We start from the raw sequence: 18100 nt of genomic DNA, 5'->3' as shown, positions 1-18100 counted from the left end.
TAACATGATGCTCGTCAAGCTGAAACGACCCGGACACGATCGACAGGCGCAGATGCCGACACCCCGGGCCGGGTCGGAATCGTCCGACGCGGCCCGGGGTGTCCGGTGCAGGGGTGCGACGCGGGCGGATGCCGCGTCGCCGGTCAGCGGGAGGCCCCGGCGCGACGCTTGTTGTAGACGTCGAAGGCCACGGCGACGAGCAGCACCAGACCCTTGACCACCGACTGGATGGACTGGTCGACGCCCATGAGCTGCATGCCGTTGCTCATCACCGCCATGATCAGACCGCCGACCATCGCGCCGACCACGGTGCCCACCCCGCCGGTGACCGCTGCCCCGCCGATGAACGCGGCGGCGATCGCGTCGAGCTCGAACATGTTGCCCGCGGCGGGCTGGGCGCCGTTGGAGCGCGAGGAGTAGATCACCCCGGCCACCGCCGCCAGGAAGCCCATGTTGACGAACATCCAGAAGTTGACCGTGCGCACCTTCACGCCGGACAGCATCGCCGCCGAGAGGTTGCCGCCGATCGCGTAGACCTGCCGGCCGAAGACCGTACGCCGGGTGAGCAGGCCGTAGACCAGCACCAGCGCGGCCAGGATGATCAGGACGATCGGCAGTCCCCGGGCGTGCGCCAACTGCCAGGCGAAGTACATGATGACCGCGCCCACCAGCACCACCCGGGCCACGAACAGCGGGAACGACTCCACCGGCTGCTGGTAGCGCACCCGGGCCACCCGGGTACGGAAACCGCTCACCGCGTACCCGGCCACCGCGATCGCACCGATCAGCAGGGTGAACGCGTCGAAGCCCTCCCCGCCGAGCAGGCCGTTGAGGAATCCGGCCGCGACCTGCTGGTAGTCGGCGGGGAACGGGGACAGCGAGATGTTGTCCAGCACCCGCAGGGTCAGACCCCGGAACAGCAGCATGCCGGCGAGCGTCACGATGAAGGCAGGGATGCCGGCGTACGCCACCCAGAAGCCGTGCCACGCGCCGACCGCGACCCCCACCGCCAGCGCGGCCAGGATGCCGACCCACCACGGGAAGCCCTCCCGGATGACCAGCACGGCGGAGACCGCCCCGGTGAGCGCCACCACCGAGCCCACCGACAGGTCGATGTGCCCGCCGATGATGATGATCACCATGCCGATCGCCAGCACCAGGATGTAGGAGTACTGGAGCACGATGTTGGTGATGTTGCCGGGACTCAGCGACACCCCGTCGGTGAGCACCGCGAAGAGCCCCACGATGACGACAAGCGCGACGTAGATGCCGCTCTGCCGCAGGTTGTTCATGATCAGCGAGCGCAGGTCGCTGGTGCCGGCGTGCAGGGCGACGCCCGGACTCTTCCCGGTGGGCGGCGGGGACGGCGGCGATGAGGTCTTGACGCTGGTCATCCCACGCGCTCCTTGTCCTTCGTCATCAGATCCATGAGGTTCTCCTGGGTCGCCTCGGCCACCGGCACCTGGCCGGTGATCCGACCGGCGGCGAGGGTGTAGATGCGGTCGCACATGCCGAGCAGCTCCGGCAGCTCCGAGGAGATCAGGATCACCGCCTTACCCTCGGCGACCAGTCGGTTGATGATCGTGTAGATCTCGAACTTCGCGCCGACGTCGATGCCCCGGGTCGGCTCGTCCAGGATCAGCACGTCAGGGTTGGTGAACAGCCACTTCGACAGCACGACCTTCTGCTGGTTGCCGCCGGAGAGCTTGCCCACCACGGCCATCACGCTGGTGGTCTTGATGTTCATGTCGCGCCGGCTCTGCTCGGCGACCTTGATCTCCTCGTTGCCGTTGACCCAGCCGAGGCGGGCGAGCCGGCCCAGCGCGGCGGCCGAGACGTTGCGCCGCACGTCGTCGATGAGGTTGAGACCGAAGCGCTTGCGGTCCTCGGTGACGTAGGCGATGCCGTGCTCGATGGCCTGCGCGACGGTGTGCGCCCGGACCTCCCGGCCCCGGACGAACAGCCGGCCCCGCACGTCCCGGCCGTACGACCGGCCGAAGACGCTCATCGCCAGCTCGGTGCGCCCGGCACCCATCAGCCCGGCGATGCCGACCACCTCACCGGCGCGGACGTCCAGGCTGACGTCGTCGACGACGAGCCGGTCCTGGGTGGGGTGCCGCACGCTCCAGTTCTCGATGCGCAGCACCTCCTCCTGCGGCGACGAGACCCGGTCGGGATAGAAGCTGTCCAGGTCCCGGCCGACCATGCCCCGGATGATCCGCTCCTGGGTGACCTCCCCGGAGGCCAGGGAGAGCGTCTCCACGGTGCGCCCGTCCCGGATGACCGTGGTCGCGTCGGCGATCGCGGTGACCTCGTTGAGCTTGTGCGAGATCAGGATGCAGGTGATGCCCCGGTCGCGCAGCCGGCGCAGCAGGTCGAGCAGGTGGGCCGAGTCGATGTCGTTGAGCGCGGCGGTCGGCTCGTCCAGGATGAGCAGCCGGACCTTCTTGGACAGCGCCTTGGCGATCTCGACGAGCTGCTGCTTGCCGACACCGAGCTGGATGACGGGGGTGACCGGATTCTCGTGCAGGCCCACCGAGGCCAGCAGGTCGGCGGCCTCGGCGTTGGCGCGGTTCCAGTCGATGAGGCCACCCGGGCCGCGCCGCTCGTTGCCGAGGAAGATGTTCTCGGCGATCGACAGGTGCGGCACCAGGGCGAGTTCCTGGTGGATGATGACGACGCCCTGGGACTCGCTGTCGCGGATGCCCCGGAAGTGCACCGGCTTACCGTCCAGCACGATCTCGCCGTCGTACGACCCGGTCGGGTGCACTCCGGAGAGCACCTTCATCAGGGTGGACTTGCCGGCGCCGTTCTCGCCGCAGATGGCGTGGATCTCCCCCCGGCGCACCGCGAGGGAGACGTCGGCCAGCGCGGTCACCCCGGGGAAGGTCTTCGTGATGCGTCGCATCTCGAGGATGGTGTCGTCCATGGTCAGCGTCCTGATCGTCGAAGCCTGAGGCGGGCTTGCGATGCGTCGGGCGCGGCGGCCGGTGACCGCCGCGCCCGACGACCGGCTTACTTCTTGGCCTGACCGGCGGCGACCTCGTCGGCCGTCCAGTAACCGGAGTCGACGAGCACCTTGGTGATGTCGTCCTTGTAGACGGTCTCGATCGGCAGCAGGTACGACGGGACGACCTTGACCTTGTTGTTGTAGGTCTTGGTGTCGTTGGCCTGCGGCTCCTTGTCCTGCAGGAACGCCTCGGCCGCGATCACGGCCTGCTCGGCGAGCAGCCGGGTGTCCTTGAAGACGGTCGAGCTCTGCACCCCGTCGTTGATCAGCTTGACCGAGGCGATCTCGGCGTCCTGGCCGGTCACCACGGGCAGCTTCTTGGCGCCCTTGCCGTAGCCGGCGTTCTGCAGGGCGGTGATGATGCCCCGGGAGATGCCGTCGTACGGCGACAGCACCCCGTTGACCACGGTGCCGTCGTTGTAACCGGAGGTGAGCAGGTCCTCCATCCGCTTCTGCGCGGTCTCCTGCTGCCAGCGCAGGGTCGCCGCCTGCTCGATGCGGGTCTGGCCGGACTTGACCTTCAGCGTGCCGTTGTCCATGAACGGCTTGAGGGTGTCCATCGCCCCGCCCCAGAAGTACTGGGTGTTGTTGTCGTCCAGCGAGCCGGCGAACAGCTCGATGTTGAACGGGCCGGTCGCGGTGCCCTTGCCGCCGTCCTTGGTCTGCAGGCCGAGGCCGACCAGCAGGGCGGTCGCCTGGGCGACGCCGACCTTGTAGTTGTCGAAGCTGACGTAGAAGTCGACGTTCTTGTTGCCCAGCAGCAGCCGGTCGTAGGAGATGACCGGGATCTTCGCGGCGGCGGCGGCGTCCAACTGGCCACTGAGCGCGGTGCCGTCGATGGCCGCGATGATCAGGACGTCCGCGCCCTGCGTGATCATCTGGTCGACCTGCTGGGACTGGGTGGGGATGTCGTCGCCTGCGTACTGGAGGTCGACCTTGTAGCCCTTGGCCTCCAGCTTCTCCTTGACCGCCTTGCCGTCGGCGATCCACCGCTCCGAGGTCTGGGTCGGCATGGAGACGCCGATGGTCAGGTCGGCGGGCTTCTTGTCGCTGGTGTCACCGCCGCTGCCGGCGCCCCCGCCGCTGCACGCGGCCAGGCTGAACGCCAGTGCCGCGCCGCCGAGCGCGACCAGGAATTTCCTGCGCACAGGTTTCTCCTCTCCGGAACTCCCGCCGACTGCGGGGACCACCTGTCACCTTTCGGGGTAGTGTTAGCGCTCACATCGCCCCCGTCAACAGTCCCCCGGAAATCCGGACGTCACGGTCTCGTAACGGGGTCCACGGCATGGAGCACCCGTCCGCCGGGCCGGACAGCCTCCCGGGGCCGTGGCCAGCGAACCGGTTCGCGTCGGGTCCGCCGGCAGCCGGCCGCCGGGCCGGAGCAGGCCGACGGGGTCATCACGCCAGGTCTCCGACCTGTTACGACAGCACCGCCAGCGCGAGTTACGACAGCACCGCCAGCGCGCGACCGCGCCGCGCCACGGCAGGTGGACGCGGCCCGGGGGTAGGACCCGGACCCGGACGGCGTCGCGCCCCGGGTGTCCCTCGTCGGGACGCCCGGGGCGCGTGGTGTCGTGGCCGGCCGGTCGTCAGTCGTCCAGGCAGGACCGCAGCGCGGCGGTCAGCAGGTTGGCGCGTTCGTCGCCCATGCCCTGCATCTGGTTCACCACGTAGCCGAAGCCGACCCGGTGGGCGTCGTCGCCGAAGCCGAGGTTGCCGCCCGCGCCGTCGTGGCCGAAGCTGCGCTCGGACAGCAGCGGTCGGGCCGGCGGGGAGTGCAGCAGGAAGCCGGTGCCCCAGCGCTGGCCGGTGTCCGGCGGACCGTGCCGCTGCTGGCCCCGGGACCGTACGACGGTCGCGTCGTCGACCGACGCCGGGTCGAGCAGGGGCGGTCCCGCCACCGGTGACACGCATGCGGCGTAGAGGCGGGCCAGCCCGTCGGCCGTGCTCACCGCGCCCGCGCCCGGGATGCCGGCGGCCTGGATGGCCGGGTCGTTGAAGCTGACCAGGCCGGCGTCGTCGGCGGGGAACGCGAACGCGCCGCCCATGGTGATCCCCCGGTCGGCCACCGGGTCGACGAACGGGTCCGCCTCGGGCGGCGGGGCGATGTTCCAGGCGACCGTGTCGCGTTGCGCGGCCGGCAGCCCGAGCCAGGTACGCAGGCCCAGCGGCGCGGCCACGGCGTCGCGGAAGAACGCGCCGGGCAGCTGGCCGGTGATCCGGTGGATCACCTCGCCGATCAGCCAGCCGTAGGTCATCGGGTGGTAGCTGTGCGCGGTGCCCGGCTGCCACAGCGGGGCCTGGGCCTCGATCGCCGCGATCACCGGGTCCCAGGCGAGCACCTCGTCGAGGGTCAACGGGCGGTCGAGCGCGGGCAGGCCGGACTGGTGGGTGAGCAGCCAGCGCACCGGGATGTCGGCCTTGCCGTGCCGGCCGAACTCCGGCCAGTAGCGGGTGACCGGCGCGTCCAGGTCGAGTCGGCCCTGCTGCACCAGCAGGTAGGCGCAGATCGCCAGGATGCCCTTGGTGCAGGAGTAGACGACGACCGGGGTGTCGGCCGTCCAGGGCCGGCCGGTGCGCGGGTCGGCGGTCCCGCCGTACAGGTCGGCGACACGTCGACCGCCGACGTAGACGGTGAGCGCCGCGCCGACCTCCCCCCGGTCGGTGAAGTTGGCGCGGAAGACGTCGGCCACCCGCCCGTACCGTTCGTCGACGTCGCCGTGGATCTGCGGGGCCACTGCTATCCCTTCAGAGAGCCCTGGATCAGGGCCTTGATGAACTGACGCTGGAAGATCAGGAAGACGATCAGGGTCGGGGTGAGGATCAGCAGCGAGCCGGCGCACAGCAGCACCAGGTCGGTGCCCCACTGCCCCTGGAACGCCCCGAGCGCGCCCGCCATCGTCCGCTTGGCCGGGTCGTCGACCAGGACGATGGCCAGCAGGAACTGGTTCCACGTCCAGAGGAACATCAGGATGGTCAGCGACGCGATGGCCGGGCGGGCGAGCGGCACCTGGACCCGCCAGAACAGCTGCCAGGTGCTGCTGCCGTCGACCCGGGCCGCCTCGGACAACTCGACCGGCACGTTGCTGAAGTGGGCCCGCATCCAGAACACCGCGAACGGCATGTAGAGCCCGATCAACGGCAGGATGATCGCCCAGCGGGTGTTGAGCAGGCCGAGATCCTGCATCTGGTAGTACAGCGGGGTGACCACCGCCTCGAACGGCAGGGTCAGGCCGAGCAGCAGCAGGGCGAACACGATCCGGCCACCGGGAACCCGGAGCTGGCCCAACCCGAAGCCGGCCATCGTGGCGATCAGCACCGAGACCGGCACCACGCCGGCCACGATGAGCAGGCTGGAGCGCAGCAGCGCGCCCATGTTCGCCACCGTGAAGGCGTCGGCGAAGTTGCCCCACTGCGGGTCCGACGGCCAGGCCAGGCCGCTGGGCACGGTGCCCCGGGGCTGCAACGCCGCGGAGAGCATGCTGACGAACGGCAGCAGGGTGACCACGACCAGGACGAGCAGGAAGACCCGGCCGGTCAGGTTCTCGCGCCGGCTGAGGTTCATGACTTGTCCCCCCGGGTCAGTCGCTGGATCGGCAGCACGCAGAGCACCACCAGCAGCATCAACACGACGGCCAGCGCCGAGGCGAGGCCGACCTGACGCTGCGAGAAGGCCAGCCGGTAGATCTCCAGGCCGGGCACCGTGGTCTGCAGGCCGGGGCCGCCGCTGGTCGAGATGTAGACGATGTCGAAGCTGGCCAGGGCGGCGATGATGGTCACCGTGAGGCAGACGCCGATCTCCTGGCGCAGGCTGGGCAGGGTGACGGCGAAGAACTCGCGGACCGGGCCGGCGCCGTCGAGGCGGGCCGCCTCGTACAGCGCAGGGTCGATCTTGCTCATGCCGGTGACCAGCAGGATCGTGCAGAGGCCGAGCAGGACCCAGGCGCCGATGACGCCGACGGCGGGCAGCGCGGTGTCGAAGTCGCCGAGCCAGGCGCGGGCCACCCCGCCCAGGCCGACCGCGCGCAGCACCTGGTTGATCAACCCGTTCGTCGAGAGCAGCCAGCTCCACGCGATGCCCGCCGCGACCAGCGGGATGACCTGGGGCAGGAACAGCACCGTCCGGACGACGGTGCCGAACGCGCCGGTGGTGATCCGGCGGACCAGGCTGGCCACCAGCAGGCCGAGCGCGACCGGGACGAAGCTGAAGAAGACGATCAGGACGAGCGCGTTTCCGATGATCTTCAGCAGGTCGCTGTCGGTGAACACGGTGAGGTAGTTGTCCAGCCCCGCCCAGCGGGCCACCCCGATGCCGTTCCAGTTGTAGAACGAGTACTGGATGGTCAGCGCGAGCGGGCGCAGCACGAACACCGCGTACATCAGCACGGCGGGCAGGACGAACAGCCAGCCCGTCCCGCCCGCGCGGGCCCACCGCTTCCGGTGGGCCCGCGCGGGCGACGGGCGGGTGGGACGGTCCGGCGAGGGCGCCGTCCCACCGTGCCCGGTCGGTACGCTGCCGAGGGCAGACGTCATCGGGACAGTTCCTTCTCGTACTCGGCCTGGACCGCCTTCACGTACCCCTCGGGGGTCTGCTGACCGGCGATCAGCTTCTGCATCTCGGGCGTGATCGCGGCGGCGAAGATGCCACCGGTGGCGTTGGCGGTGAAGTCCACCGCGCCGTTCTCCTCACCGAGCTGCTGGGACGCCTTGAGCGTCTCGGCCAGCACGGTGCCGGGGGCGGCGGCGGGCACGGGCAGGTCGCTCGGGCCACCCGGGCTGGAGCCACCGATCTTGACCGCGATCTCGCGGGCGGTGGCGTTGGTGTGCGCCCAGTTCAGGAAGTACGCGGCGGCGTCGGGGTTCTTGGCCTTGGCGCCGATGCCGAAGGTGTTCGGGGCGGACATCGCCACGTGCTTGCCACCGGCCGACTCCGTCGGGAACAGGAAGAAGCCGACGTTGCCCGGCATCGTCTTGTCGAGGTTGGCCGACTCCCAGTCACCGTTGAACATGAACAGGCCGTTGTTCTTCTGGAACTCGCCCACCATGCTCGCGTAGTCCAGCGCGTTGGCGTCCTTCGGGAAGTAGCCGGCCTGGGCCCACTTCTGGATGGTCTGGGTGGCCTTGAGCGCGGCCGGGGTGTCGAACGTCGCGCCCGGCTTCTGGAAGATCCAGTCGGCCACCTGGGCCGGGTCCCCGAACTGGTTCTGCAACGCCTGGTGCGGGAAGTTGATGCCCGCGGTGTTCTTGTTGAACTGCATGATCGGCTGCACGCCGGCGGACTTGGCCTTGGCCAGCAGTTCCTCGAACTCGGCGATGGTGGCCGGCGGCTTGGTCATCCCGACCTGCTCGGCCAGCTTCTTGTTGTAGAACACGCCGGTGACGCTGTAGCCGAGGCCCATCCCCCACAGCGACCCGGTGCCCCGGGTGGTGCCGCCGTCGCCGACCCGCAACTGCACCAACTGGGAGGCGGGGAACTTGTCCCAGCCGTACGCGGTGAAGTACGGGTCGAGGTTCTTGAGCAGGTCGTCCTTGACCAGGTCGACCATCGTGGGGAGCCGGATGATGTCGGGCGAGTTGTCCGAGGCCATCACCCGGGGCGCGTTCTCCACGATGACCGTGAACTGGTCCTCGCGGATGTTGAACTTGACGTTCGGGTGCTGCTTGGTGAACTCGTCGGCCAACGCCTTGGCCAGCGGGAAGCCGGTCTCGGCGTACATCTCCAGGGTGATCGGGTCGCTGCCCAGCTCGGTGCTGACGGTGGCGTCGCCGCCGGTGCTCGGCGCGTCGTCGGCCCCGGGGGCGCTGCACGCCGTGGCGGCCAGCCCCAACGCCAGCACGGGGGCCAGGAGCGCCGTCCGGCGGGAGAACCTTGCCAGTGGTGTAGCCAATTGAGGACTCCTCGACTCTTCCGTGCGTGCCTCGGCCGCGGTGCGGGCCGAGCAGACGGGTCGTCACGGTGGGTGACCAGCCGCAACAGTACGTCGCCGTCGGCGTGCCGCCGTAGCACGCGTTGTCGTTACCGATGACTATGCCGAGGGTCACCGAGGGTGCCGCCCGACCTGTCAAAAGTAGCCGCTAAACTGATTTAGCAGAGCATGCGCGCGGCGACCTGAGCTGTCAAGGACCAAAAGGCAACGGTCCGGAAACATCCGGTTCACGCTCGGCCACCCGCTCCACCGGCCGTCGCGGGTGGTGACCGACACACACCCGCGGTGACCGCCGGCACCGGGCCGGGCCGGACCACGCATCATGATGGGCGGGAGCGCGGCCGCGACGCCGCCGGCGATTCGGAGGACTGATGGGCCGCAACAGAGCAACCCTGGCCGACGTCGCGCGGCGGGCCGGGCTGTCCAAGACCGCCGCGTCGATGGTCCTCAACGGCCGGGAGGGCACCCGGCTGTCGGCCGAGGCGCACCAGCGCGTCTTCGCCGCCGCGGAGGAACTCGGCTACCGGCCCAACCTGGCGGCGCGCAGCCTGCGCACCCGCAAGACCGCCACCATCGCGTTCGTCTCCGACATCGTCGCCACCACCCGGTTCGCCGGCGGCCTCATCCGGGGCGCGCTCGACGCGGCCCGGGAACGGGACCACGTGCTGCTCATCACCGAGACGCAGGGCGACGCCACCTTCGAGCAGTACGCCATCGAGGCGATGCTCGACCGGCAGGTCGACGGCGTGATCTACGCCGCGATGGCCACCCGCCGGCTGACCGTGCCCCCGGCCATCCTCGGCGGCCCGGTGGTGCTGCTCAACGCCACCAGCCCCGACGACCTGCCCTGCGTGCTCCCCGACGACGAGCGGGCCGGCCGTACGGTCACCGCCGCCCTGCTCGACCTCGGCCACCGGGACCGGATCGCGCTGATCGGCCGCAACCGGCTCAAGGAGGACGACGCCGAGGTCTCCCTCGCCGCGCGGGCCCGGCTGCGCGGCGTCCACCGGGCGCTGGACGACGCCGGGGTCGACCTGCTGACCGAGTGCTTCTGCGCCGAGTGGCTGCCCGAACACGGCTACGCCGCCATGCGGACGCTGCTGGGCCGACCGACCCGCCCCACCGCGATCATCTGCATGAACGACCGGCTGGCGTTCGGTGCCTACCAGGCGCTCGCCGAGGCGGGGCTGACCGTCCCGGACGACATCTCGGTGGTCTCGTTCGACGACGACCCGATCGCCGCCTGGCTGCGCCCCGGCCTGTCCACCACCGCGCTGCCGCACGAGCAGATGGGTCGCCGGGCGGTCGAGATCCTGCTCGACGGCGGCGGGGCCACGCCGTCGCTCGTCCCCATGCCGCTGCGCCGCCGCCGCTCGCTGGCCGCACCCGCCGGCTGACCCTCCCCCGCGCACACCGATCCACGGCCCACACCGGTCGTGGCAGCAGGGCCGACCTGGTAGCTAAAACGATTTAGTGCTAGCTTCCCGGCATGCTACGTCTACCCGACCACTGGGTGTGGGACAGCTGGTACGCCCGGGACGACACCGACCGGTGGCACGCGTTCTTCCTGCGCGCCTCCCGCGCCCTGCACGACCCGCACCGCCGGCACCGCCGCGCCACGATCGGCCACGCCGTCTCCACCGACCTGCGCAACTGGCAGCTCGTCGCCGACGCGATCGTGCCCGCCGACGCGCCGAGCTGGGACGACCTCGCGACCTGGACGGGGTGCACGGTACGCGGCCCGGACGGGCGGTGGTACCTGTTCTACACCGGGGTCGGCCGGGCCGAGGACGGGCTGGTGCAGCGGATCGGCCTGGCCGTCTCCGACGACCTGACCACCTGGCACCGGCACGGCACCGGGCCGCTGGTGGAGGCCGACCCCACCTGGTACGAACTGCTCGACCGGACGCTGTGGTACGAGCAGGCGTGGCGTGACCCGTGGGTGTTCCCCGACCCCGACGGCGACGGCTGGCACATGCTCGTCACCGCCCGGGTGAACACCGGCCCGACCGAGGCCCGGGGCGTCGTCGGGCACGCCACCTCACCGGACCTGCTGCACTGGACCGTGCAGCCGCCGCTGTCGGTGCCCGCCGGGTTCGGGCACCTGGAGGTGCCACAGGTCGCCGTCGTGGACGGGCAACCGCTGCTGCTGTTCTCCACCGACGCCGCCGGCACCCGCCGCGACGGCCACCGGATCTGGGCGGTCGAGGGGCACGACGTACGCGGCCCGTGGGACATCGCCGCGGCCCGCCCGTTCCCGCACCCGCACCTGTACGCGCCCCGGCTGGTCGCCGACCCCACCGGCGACTGGTCCCTGATCGGGTTCCTCGACCACGTCGACGGGGAGTTCGTCGGCGTGCTGACCGACCCGATCCCGGTCCGCTACCGGGCCGCCACCGGGCTGACCCCGGTCGGCACGCCCGCCGCCACCGCGGCCGGCTGAGGAGTTTCCGACCACCGCCCGGTCGTCCGTCCGGGCGGGACGACGCCCACCGCCACGTCGACGGGGGGCGTCGGACGACCGGGGCCCGGACGGTGCCCGCACCACACCGTCGGGGTCCCGGCAACCACCGGTCGTCGGCCACCCGGGGTGCCGGGTGGCCGACGACGTCGCGGTCAGATCCGGTTCCACCGCTGGTTGGCCGCCCCGGTGCAGGTCCACAGGAGCACGGTGGTGCCGTTGGCCGTGCCGTTGTTGTTCACGTCCAGGCAGAGGCCGGACTGCACGTTGCTGATCGTGCCGTTGGCGTTGAACGTCCACTGCTGGTTGGTGCCGCCGTTGCAGTCCCAGATCTGGGCCTTGGCGCCGGCGGTGGCGTTGAGCGGCGCGTCCAGGCACTTGCCGAGGGCCTGGAGGGTCTGGCCATTGGCCGTCCAGCGCTGGTTGGCCGCCCCGTTGCAGTCCCAGATCACCGGCTGGGTGCCGTTGGCGGTGTTGCTCTGCGGCACGTCCAGGCAGCGGCCCGAGGAGACGCTGGACAGCGCGTTCGTCGTGGACGGCGGCGGCGTCGTCGGCGGAGCGGTCCCACCGCCGCTGACCCGGTAGACCACCGTGCCGTGCGACGGCACGCTGGCCGAGATGGTGCCGGTGCTGGTGGTGCTGGCGTTGGTCCAGGCGTCGACCAGGGTGAAGGAGGACCCGGACTTGCCGATGGCGGCGGCGGTGGTGGTGATGGTGGTGGTGGAGGTGCCTTGGTTGAACAGGGCGACGGCTGTGTCGCCGTTGGCGAGTCGTTTGGCGAGGATTCGGCGGGTGCCGTCGAAGGAGATTTGGGTGGCTTGGAGGGCGAGGGGGTCCTGACTGATGGTGATGAGGTTGGGGTTTTTGAGGATGGTTTGGGTGGCGGTGTTCATGTTTCGGAGGTCGTTGCCGGCGATGAGGGGTGAGGCGAGGATGGCCCAGAGGGCGAAGTGGGAGCGCATTTCGGTGTCGGTCATGCCGCCGCGGCCGACTTCCATCATGTCCATGTCGTTGAAGGCGCCGGGTTTGGCGCGGGCGGCGAGGGGGACGGTGACGTCGATGATGTTTTGGATGCCCATGGGGTAGCCGTTGGTTTGGCCGCTGTTCCAGGTGTTGGTGATGTCTTCGGTGGTGCGCCACATGTTGGATACGTCGCCCCAGTCGCGTTGGGGTCCGGTTTTGGAGTGGATGCTGTTGCTGTTGATGCTCAGGACGATGGGTCGGCCGGTGGCGGCGAGGCCGTCGCGCATTTTGGCGAAGGCGCGGGCCTGGTCGTCGATGGTGCCGGTGGGTGAGCACCAGTCGTATTTGAGGTAGTCGACGCCCCAGTTGGCGAATTGGCGGGCGTCTTGTGCTTCGCGGCCTTGGCTGCCGGTGGCGCCGGGGTAGGAGTTGAAGTATTGGGCGCAGGTTTTGTCGAGGGGGGCTTGGTAGATGCCGAATTTGAGGCCGCGGGCGTGGATGTAGTCGCCGAGGGCTTTCATGCCGGAGGGGAAGCGGGTGGGGTCGCCCTGGAGGTTGCCGGCGGAGTCGCGGTTGGGGTTCATCCAGCAGTCGTCGACGACGACGTACTGGTAGCCGGCGTCTTTCATGCCGGTGCTGACCATCGCGTCGGTCATCTGCCGGATCAGGGTTTCGTTGATGTTGCAGCCGAAGGTGTTCCAGCTGTTCCAGCCCATCGGCGGCGTCCGCGCCACACCGTTGTCCAACGCCTGCGCCATCGGGGCGCGTACGCCCACCAGGACGCCGGCCAGGAGCAGGCCGGCCGCTGCCGCCCGCCCCCAGTGCCGGGCTCGCCCGAATCGCTTCACGAGGTCTCCAATCAGTGGCACTGCCCGGCCGGGGCCCCCGTCGGACGCGGAAGCCGTCCGCTCGACCACCGGTGTGAGCGCTAACAATGGCCCCCCATGTTACGGAAGCGTTTCAGGCTATTCAACCACTTCCATACATCGATTGATATCCGGTCGCCCCACCGCCGGTCGGAGTGCCACAGCCGGCGGCGGGGCGTGACGGTCGACGGCGGGCGGACCGACCGCACCGGGCGGACATCGGGCGGTGGACGCGGGAACGCCCGCACTCATGGAGCCATCATGGAGCCATCCAGCACACCTGATATCGAATACCATGGCTCCATGCCAGATGGCTCCACGCCCGGTCGACGGGCCCGTGGTGAGATCGAGGAACTGCCCAGCGGCTCCCTGCGGGTGCGGGTGTACGCCGGCATCGACCCGGTCTCCAAACGGCGGCGCTACCTCACCGAGACGGTACCCGCCGGGCCGGTCGCCGCGCGGCACGCCGAATCCGTCCGCAGCAGACTGCTCGACACGGTACGACGACAGCTCGGGCGCCCGCCGGCAGCGCGCACGCCGGCCGACGATGTTCCCCCGGCCCCGGTCGACCCCACCCCCGCCGCGTCCGTACCCGCCCCCACCACGCCGACCGGTCGGGCGACGGGACCGCAACGGCGCAGCCGCAGGCGGGGCGAACCCACGCTGACCACCATCGCCAGGCTGGCGGACGTGTCGGCCCCCACCGTGTCGAAGGTCCTCAACGGCCGCTCGGGGGTCGCGGCGGAGACCCGCGCCCGGGTGGAGGCGCTGCTGCGCGAACACGGCTACCGCCGGCCGGAACTGGGCACCCCGCACGCCAGCGTGGAGGTGGTCTTCTATGGCATGCAGAGCAACCTGGCGGTGATGATCATGCAGGGGGTGCAGCAGGTAGCCGGTGCGCACCGGTTCGCCGTCGGTTTCACCGACGCCCGCCGGCAGGTCTCGGAGGGACGGTTCTGGGCCCGCGACCTGCTGGCCCGCCGCCCGACCGGGGTGATCGCGGTCCACCTCGGCTTCACCTCCGAACAACACGCCCTGCTGGCCGCGAGTGCGATCCCGCTGGTGGTCCTCGACCCCACCGGCGAGCCGCCGTTGCACGCCGTCCCGTCGGTGACCTCGACCAACTGGAGCGGCGGCTTCGAGGCCGCCCGCCACCTGCTCGACCTCGGCCACCACCGGATCGGCGTGATCTCCGGACCGACCGAACGGCTCTGCGCCAAGGCCCGGCTGGACGGTGCCCGGGCGGCCCTGGAGGCGGCCGGCGTCGGACTGCCCGCGCGCCGGCTGCGCCACGGCCACTGGTTCTCCTTCGAGGACGGCCTCAACCACGGCCAGGAGCTGCTCCGGCAGGACCCGCCGCCGACGGCGATCGTGTGCGGCAACGACCTGCAGGCCCTCGGGGTCTACGAGGCGGCCCGACTGGCCGGCCGGCGGATTCCCCGGGACCTCAGCGTGGTCGGCTTCGACGACATCCCGTACACCATGTTCTGTGGGCCGCCGATGACCTCGGTGCGGCAGCCGTTGGCCGAGATGGGCGCGGCGGCGGCCCGGATGGTGCTGACCCTGGCCGCCGGCAAGAGCCTCGCCCAGACCCGGGTGGAGCTGGCGACCACGCTGGTGGTGCGGGACAGCACCGCCGTCGCGTACGACCGGTGACCCGCCCGGGGCGGGCCCACCGGATCGCGGAAACCTGTCCTTGTCGTTACCGAACCGTTTCGAGTAGCATCCGACTCGATCGATGCGGCAGGTCGTCGCGCGCGGTCACACCACCGTCGACGTGCCCCGCCACCCCGATCGGGGACATGCTCCACCACAGGTCGGCCGGCCCGGCAGACGCGGGCCGGGCACCCGCGAGGACCCAGGGAGGGACCAGGCCACCGTCACCGCCAGTTCGTACACCGCCCGCGATCCGTGATGACGAATATCACGGCACGCGGACGACACCCGGTCGCGTCACCGACCCATCCTGGGCGACACGCCGCGTAGACTCTCGCTGATCCAGCGTTGTCCACGGCGTGTGCGCCCATGCCTCGTGTCCGTCGTCCCTGCCCGGACGCCGGGCTGGGCTGCTCCGCCGGTAGCGGGCTGCGGGGCGGACCGAGAGGTGTGGGATGACTGTGCGCGCTCCAGCGATGAGAGACGTGGCCCGCCTCGCCGGAGTGTCACACCAGACCGTGTCGCGGGTCCTCAACGGTCATCCGCACGTGCGGGAACAGACCCGTCTTCGGGTCCAGGCCGCGATCACCGAACTCGGCTACCGGCCCAACCGGGCGGCCCGCACCCTGGTCACCGGGCGGTCCCAGGTGCTCGGGGTGGTGGCGCTCAACACCACCCTCTACGGCCCGGCCTCCCTGCTGTCCGCGTTCGAGCTCGCCGCGGCCGAGGCGGGTTTCGCGGTGAGCGTGGGCAGCGTGCGCAACCTGGACCGCACCTCCATCACCACAGTCGTCGAGCGGCACCTCGCCCACCGGGTCGCCGGGATCGTGGTGATCGCGCCGGTGGAGTCGGCAGGTGAGGCGCTGGAGTGCCTGCCCACCGACATTCCGCTGGTCACCGTGGATGGTGACCCCCGGCGACCGGTGCCGCTGGTCACCATCGACCAGGTGGAGGGAGGCCGGCTGGCCACCCGGCACCTGCTCGACGCCGGCCACCGCACGGTCTGGCACGTCTCGGGCCCGGCGGACTGGTTCGACAGCGCCGGGCGGATCGCGGGGTGGCGGGAGACGTTGCAGGCGGCGGGCGCGGACATCCCGCCGGTGCTCCAGGCCGACTGGTCCGCCGCCTCGGGGTACCGGTGCGGGCAGATGCTCGCCCGCAGCCCGGACGTGACCGCGATCTTCACGGCCAACGACGACCTCGCGCTGGGCGTGCTGCACGCGTTGCACGAGCACGGTCGGCGGGTGCCGGAGGAGGTCAGCGTGGTCGGCTTCGACGACGTGCCGGACGCGGCGTACTTCATCCCGCCGTTGACCACCGTCCGGCCGGACTTCGACACCGTGGCGGAGGCCAGCCTCGACCTGTTGCTCGCGCAGATCGACGCGGGGGTCGACCACACCCTGCGGCGGACCGTCTCCCCCACCCTGGTCACCCGGGACAGCGTCGCCGCACCCCGGTGACCGGGCCGGTCGCGCCGTCGGCGTCACCAGCCGGGGAACGCCGCCACCAGCGGTCCCCGGCTGTGCCGGGCAGGGCATTGCCGGATCAGTTCCGCGTCGCAACCGCCAGCTATGGACAGCGGTCAGTGTTAACGTTAACGTAACGACAATCGTCAATTCTCGGGAACCGACCTCGGACCGCCCGGCGACCCTTCTTTCCCGGGTTCGGCCGACGCCGGCGTGACGCCCGCACCAACCCCCGGCGCGGCGCTCCCACCCTGGAAGAAAGGCCACCGATGAAGGGCAGTCTGCGCGCCGCGCTGGCAGCCGTCGTCCTCGGTGTCGCGGCAGCCACCGTCCTGGTGACGGCACAGCCCGCGACCGCGGCGACCCTGACCAGAGTGACGGGATTCGGCAACAATCCCACCAACCTCAACATGTACCTGTACGCCCCGAACAACCTCGCGCCCCGCCCGGGGCTGCTGGTGCTCGTGCACTACTGCAGCGGCTCGGCCAGCGGCATCTTCAACGGCAACGGGCGCGACTACGTCACCGCCGCCGACCGCTACGGCTACCTCATCGTGGTGCCCGAGGCGACCCGCAGCGGAAGCTGCTTCGACGTCTCCACCCCCGCCGCGCTGACCCGCAACGGAGGCGGCGACTCGACCGGGATCATGTCGATGGTCGCGTACGCCCGGCAGCGCTACCCGGTCGACCCGGCACGGATCGTGGTCTCCGGCTTCTCCTCCGGCGCGATGATGACCAACGTGCTCGCGGCGCAGTACCCCGACGTCTTCTCCGCCGCGTCCGCGTTCTCCGGGGTGCCGGCCGGCTGCTTCGCCACCACCGACGGCTCACTGTGGAACAGCAGGTGCTCCGGCGGCAACGTGATCAAGACGGCGCAGCAGTGGGGCGACCAGGCCCGCGCCATGTACCCCGGGTACACCGGCCGCTATCCCCGGATGCAGCTGTGGCACGGCGCGACGGACACCACCCTGGCGTACCCGAATTTCGGTGAAGAGATCAAGCAGTGGACCAACCTGCACGGGTTGAGCACCACGCCCACCGTCACCGACCGCCCGCAGTCCTCCTGGACCCGCACCCGGTACGGCGGGACGGGCCCGCAGTCCCCGGTCGAGGGGATCAGCATCGCCGGGGTGGGACACCAGCTGCCGATGGCCGGCCAACTCGCGTACGCGATCACGTTCCTCGGCCTGGACGGCAGCGCCCCCACACCCTCCCCCACCCTGACGCCGACGCCGACGACCACGCCCACCCCGACGCCGACGACCACGCCGACCCCGACCCCGACGGTCACCCCCACCCCGACCCCGACGCCCACGCCGACGTCGCAGTCGGGAGCCTGCCGGGTCACCGACACGATCAGCGCGTGGAACAACGGGCTGACCTCGAGCATCACCATCGTCAACACCGGGAGCACGACGCTCACCGGCTGGTCCCTGGGGTTCACCCTGCCCGCCGGGCAGGTCATCACCGGCGGCTGGAACGCCAGCTACGCGCCGAGCAGCGGCCAGGTCACCGCCACGAACGTCAGCTACAACGGCACGCTGGCCCCGGGAGCGTCGACGACGATCGGTTTCCAGGCCACCCACACCGGTAACGCCGCCGCCCCCGCGACGTTCACCCTCAACGGCGCGACCTGCGTCACCGCCTGACCCGCCGGGTCACCCCCCGTCGCCCCGCCCGGCGGCGGGGGGTGACCCGTCCACCAGCCCGCCGGGGCGTACCACACCGTCCTTCCACCACCGGGAGATCCC

13 protein-coding genes are annotated in these 18100 nt (G+C 70.8%); 5 read left to right on the top strand and 8 right to left on the bottom strand.

Annotated elements, in window-relative coordinates; all coding sequences use genetic code 11:
* Nucleotides 1–143: 143 nt before the first annotated feature.
* From mmsB to ACN260_RS11070, 7 genes are all read right to left on the bottom strand, one after another.
* Nucleotides 144–1394 carry a multiple monosaccharide ABC transporter permease gene (gene mmsB, locus ACN260_RS11100; RefSeq protein WP_422755880.1) on the bottom strand — a complete coding sequence of 417 codons (1251 nt, stop codon included), beginning with the start codon at nucleotides 1392–1394 and terminating at the stop codon, nucleotides 144–146.
* Nucleotides 1391–2929 carry a multiple monosaccharide ABC transporter ATP-binding protein gene (gene mmsA, locus ACN260_RS11095; protein ID WP_422755879.1) on the bottom strand — a complete coding sequence of 513 codons (1539 nt, stop codon included), beginning with the start codon at nucleotides 2927–2929 and terminating at the stop codon, nucleotides 1391–1393. Before mmsA ends, mmsB begins: the two co-directional genes overlap by 4 nt.
* A gap of 86 nt (nucleotides 2930–3015) precedes the next feature.
* Entirely contained in the window at nucleotides 3016–4158 is a 1143-nt protein-coding gene (gene chvE / locus ACN260_RS11090) for a multiple monosaccharide ABC transporter substrate-binding protein (RefSeq protein ID WP_422755878.1), read from the bottom strand.
* Between the two features lie 441 nt (nucleotides 4159–4599).
* The gene (locus ACN260_RS11085; RefSeq protein WP_422755877.1) at nucleotides 4600–5748 is read right to left on the bottom strand and encodes a serine hydrolase domain-containing protein; all 1149 of its coding nucleotides are present in this window, start codon (nucleotides 5746–5748) and stop codon (nucleotides 4600–4602) included.
* 2 nt (nucleotides 5749–5750) lie between these two features.
* The gene (locus ACN260_RS11080; protein WP_088646293.1) at nucleotides 5751–6575 is read right to left on the bottom strand and encodes a carbohydrate ABC transporter permease; all 825 of its coding nucleotides are present in this window, start codon (nucleotides 6573–6575) and stop codon (nucleotides 5751–5753) included.
* Entirely contained in the window at nucleotides 6572–7543 is a 972-nt protein-coding gene (locus tag ACN260_RS11075; protein WP_422755876.1) for a carbohydrate ABC transporter permease, read from the bottom strand. The genes ACN260_RS11080 and ACN260_RS11075 overlap by 4 nt, the downstream gene beginning before the upstream one ends.
* Nucleotides 7540–8898 carry an ABC transporter substrate-binding protein gene (locus ACN260_RS11070; RefSeq protein WP_422755875.1) on the bottom strand — a complete coding sequence of 453 codons (1359 nt, stop codon included), beginning with the start codon at nucleotides 8896–8898 and terminating at the stop codon, nucleotides 7540–7542. The genes ACN260_RS11075 and ACN260_RS11070 overlap by 4 nt, the downstream gene beginning before the upstream one ends.
* A 410-nt stretch (nucleotides 8899–9308) precedes the next feature.
* Between ACN260_RS11070 and ACN260_RS11065 the strand changes: the two genes are divergently transcribed.
* Nucleotides 9309–10334, top strand: coding sequence for a LacI family DNA-binding transcriptional regulator (locus ACN260_RS11065; protein WP_422755874.1), 1026 nt, complete (start codon nucleotides 9309–9311; stop codon nucleotides 10332–10334).
* Between the two features lie 92 nt (nucleotides 10335–10426).
* Nucleotides 10427–11380 (top strand): family 43 glycosylhydrolase, encoded by a 954-nt coding sequence (locus ACN260_RS11060; protein WP_422755873.1) that lies wholly within the window; start codon nucleotides 10427–10429, stop codon nucleotides 11378–11380.
* Nucleotides 11381–11553: 173 nt separating this feature from the next.
* Here ACN260_RS11060 and ACN260_RS11055 read toward each other — a convergent pair whose 3' ends face one another.
* Nucleotides 11554–13119 (bottom strand): glycoside hydrolase family 27 protein, encoded by a 1566-nt coding sequence (locus tag ACN260_RS11055; protein ID WP_422755872.1) that lies wholly within the window; start codon nucleotides 13117–13119, stop codon nucleotides 11554–11556.
* A 411-nt stretch (nucleotides 13120–13530) separates the two neighbouring features.
* On the opposite strand from ACN260_RS11055, the gene ACN260_RS11050 reads away from it, so the two are divergent.
* The 3 genes from ACN260_RS11050 to ACN260_RS11040 all read left to right on the top strand — a co-directional run bounded on the left by ACN260_RS11050 (nucleotide 13531) and on the right by ACN260_RS11040 (nucleotide 17998).
* Nucleotides 13531–14883 carry a LacI family DNA-binding transcriptional regulator gene (locus tag ACN260_RS11050; RefSeq protein ID WP_422755871.1) on the top strand — a complete coding sequence of 451 codons (1353 nt, stop codon included), beginning with the start codon at nucleotides 13531–13533 and terminating at the stop codon, nucleotides 14881–14883.
* A 476-nt stretch (nucleotides 14884–15359) separates the two neighbouring features.
* Nucleotides 15360–16343 (top strand): LacI family DNA-binding transcriptional regulator, encoded by a 984-nt coding sequence (locus ACN260_RS11045; RefSeq protein WP_422755870.1) that lies wholly within the window; start codon nucleotides 15360–15362, stop codon nucleotides 16341–16343.
* Nucleotides 16344–16618: 275 nt separating this feature from the next.
* Nucleotides 16619–17998, top strand: a complete 1380-nt coding sequence (locus ACN260_RS11040) for a PHB depolymerase family esterase (protein WP_422755869.1) — start codon at nucleotides 16619–16621, stop codon at nucleotides 17996–17998.
* The last annotated feature ends 102 nt before the right edge of the window (nucleotides 17999–18100 follow it).

It is taken from the genome of Micromonospora sp. WMMD708 (genome assembly GCF_049315245.1).
GTDB classification, from domain to species: domain Bacteria; phylum Actinomycetota; class Actinomycetes; order Mycobacteriales; family Micromonosporaceae; genus Micromonospora; species Micromonospora wenchangensis.
This window is presented reverse-complemented; position numbering and strand designations above follow the sequence as displayed.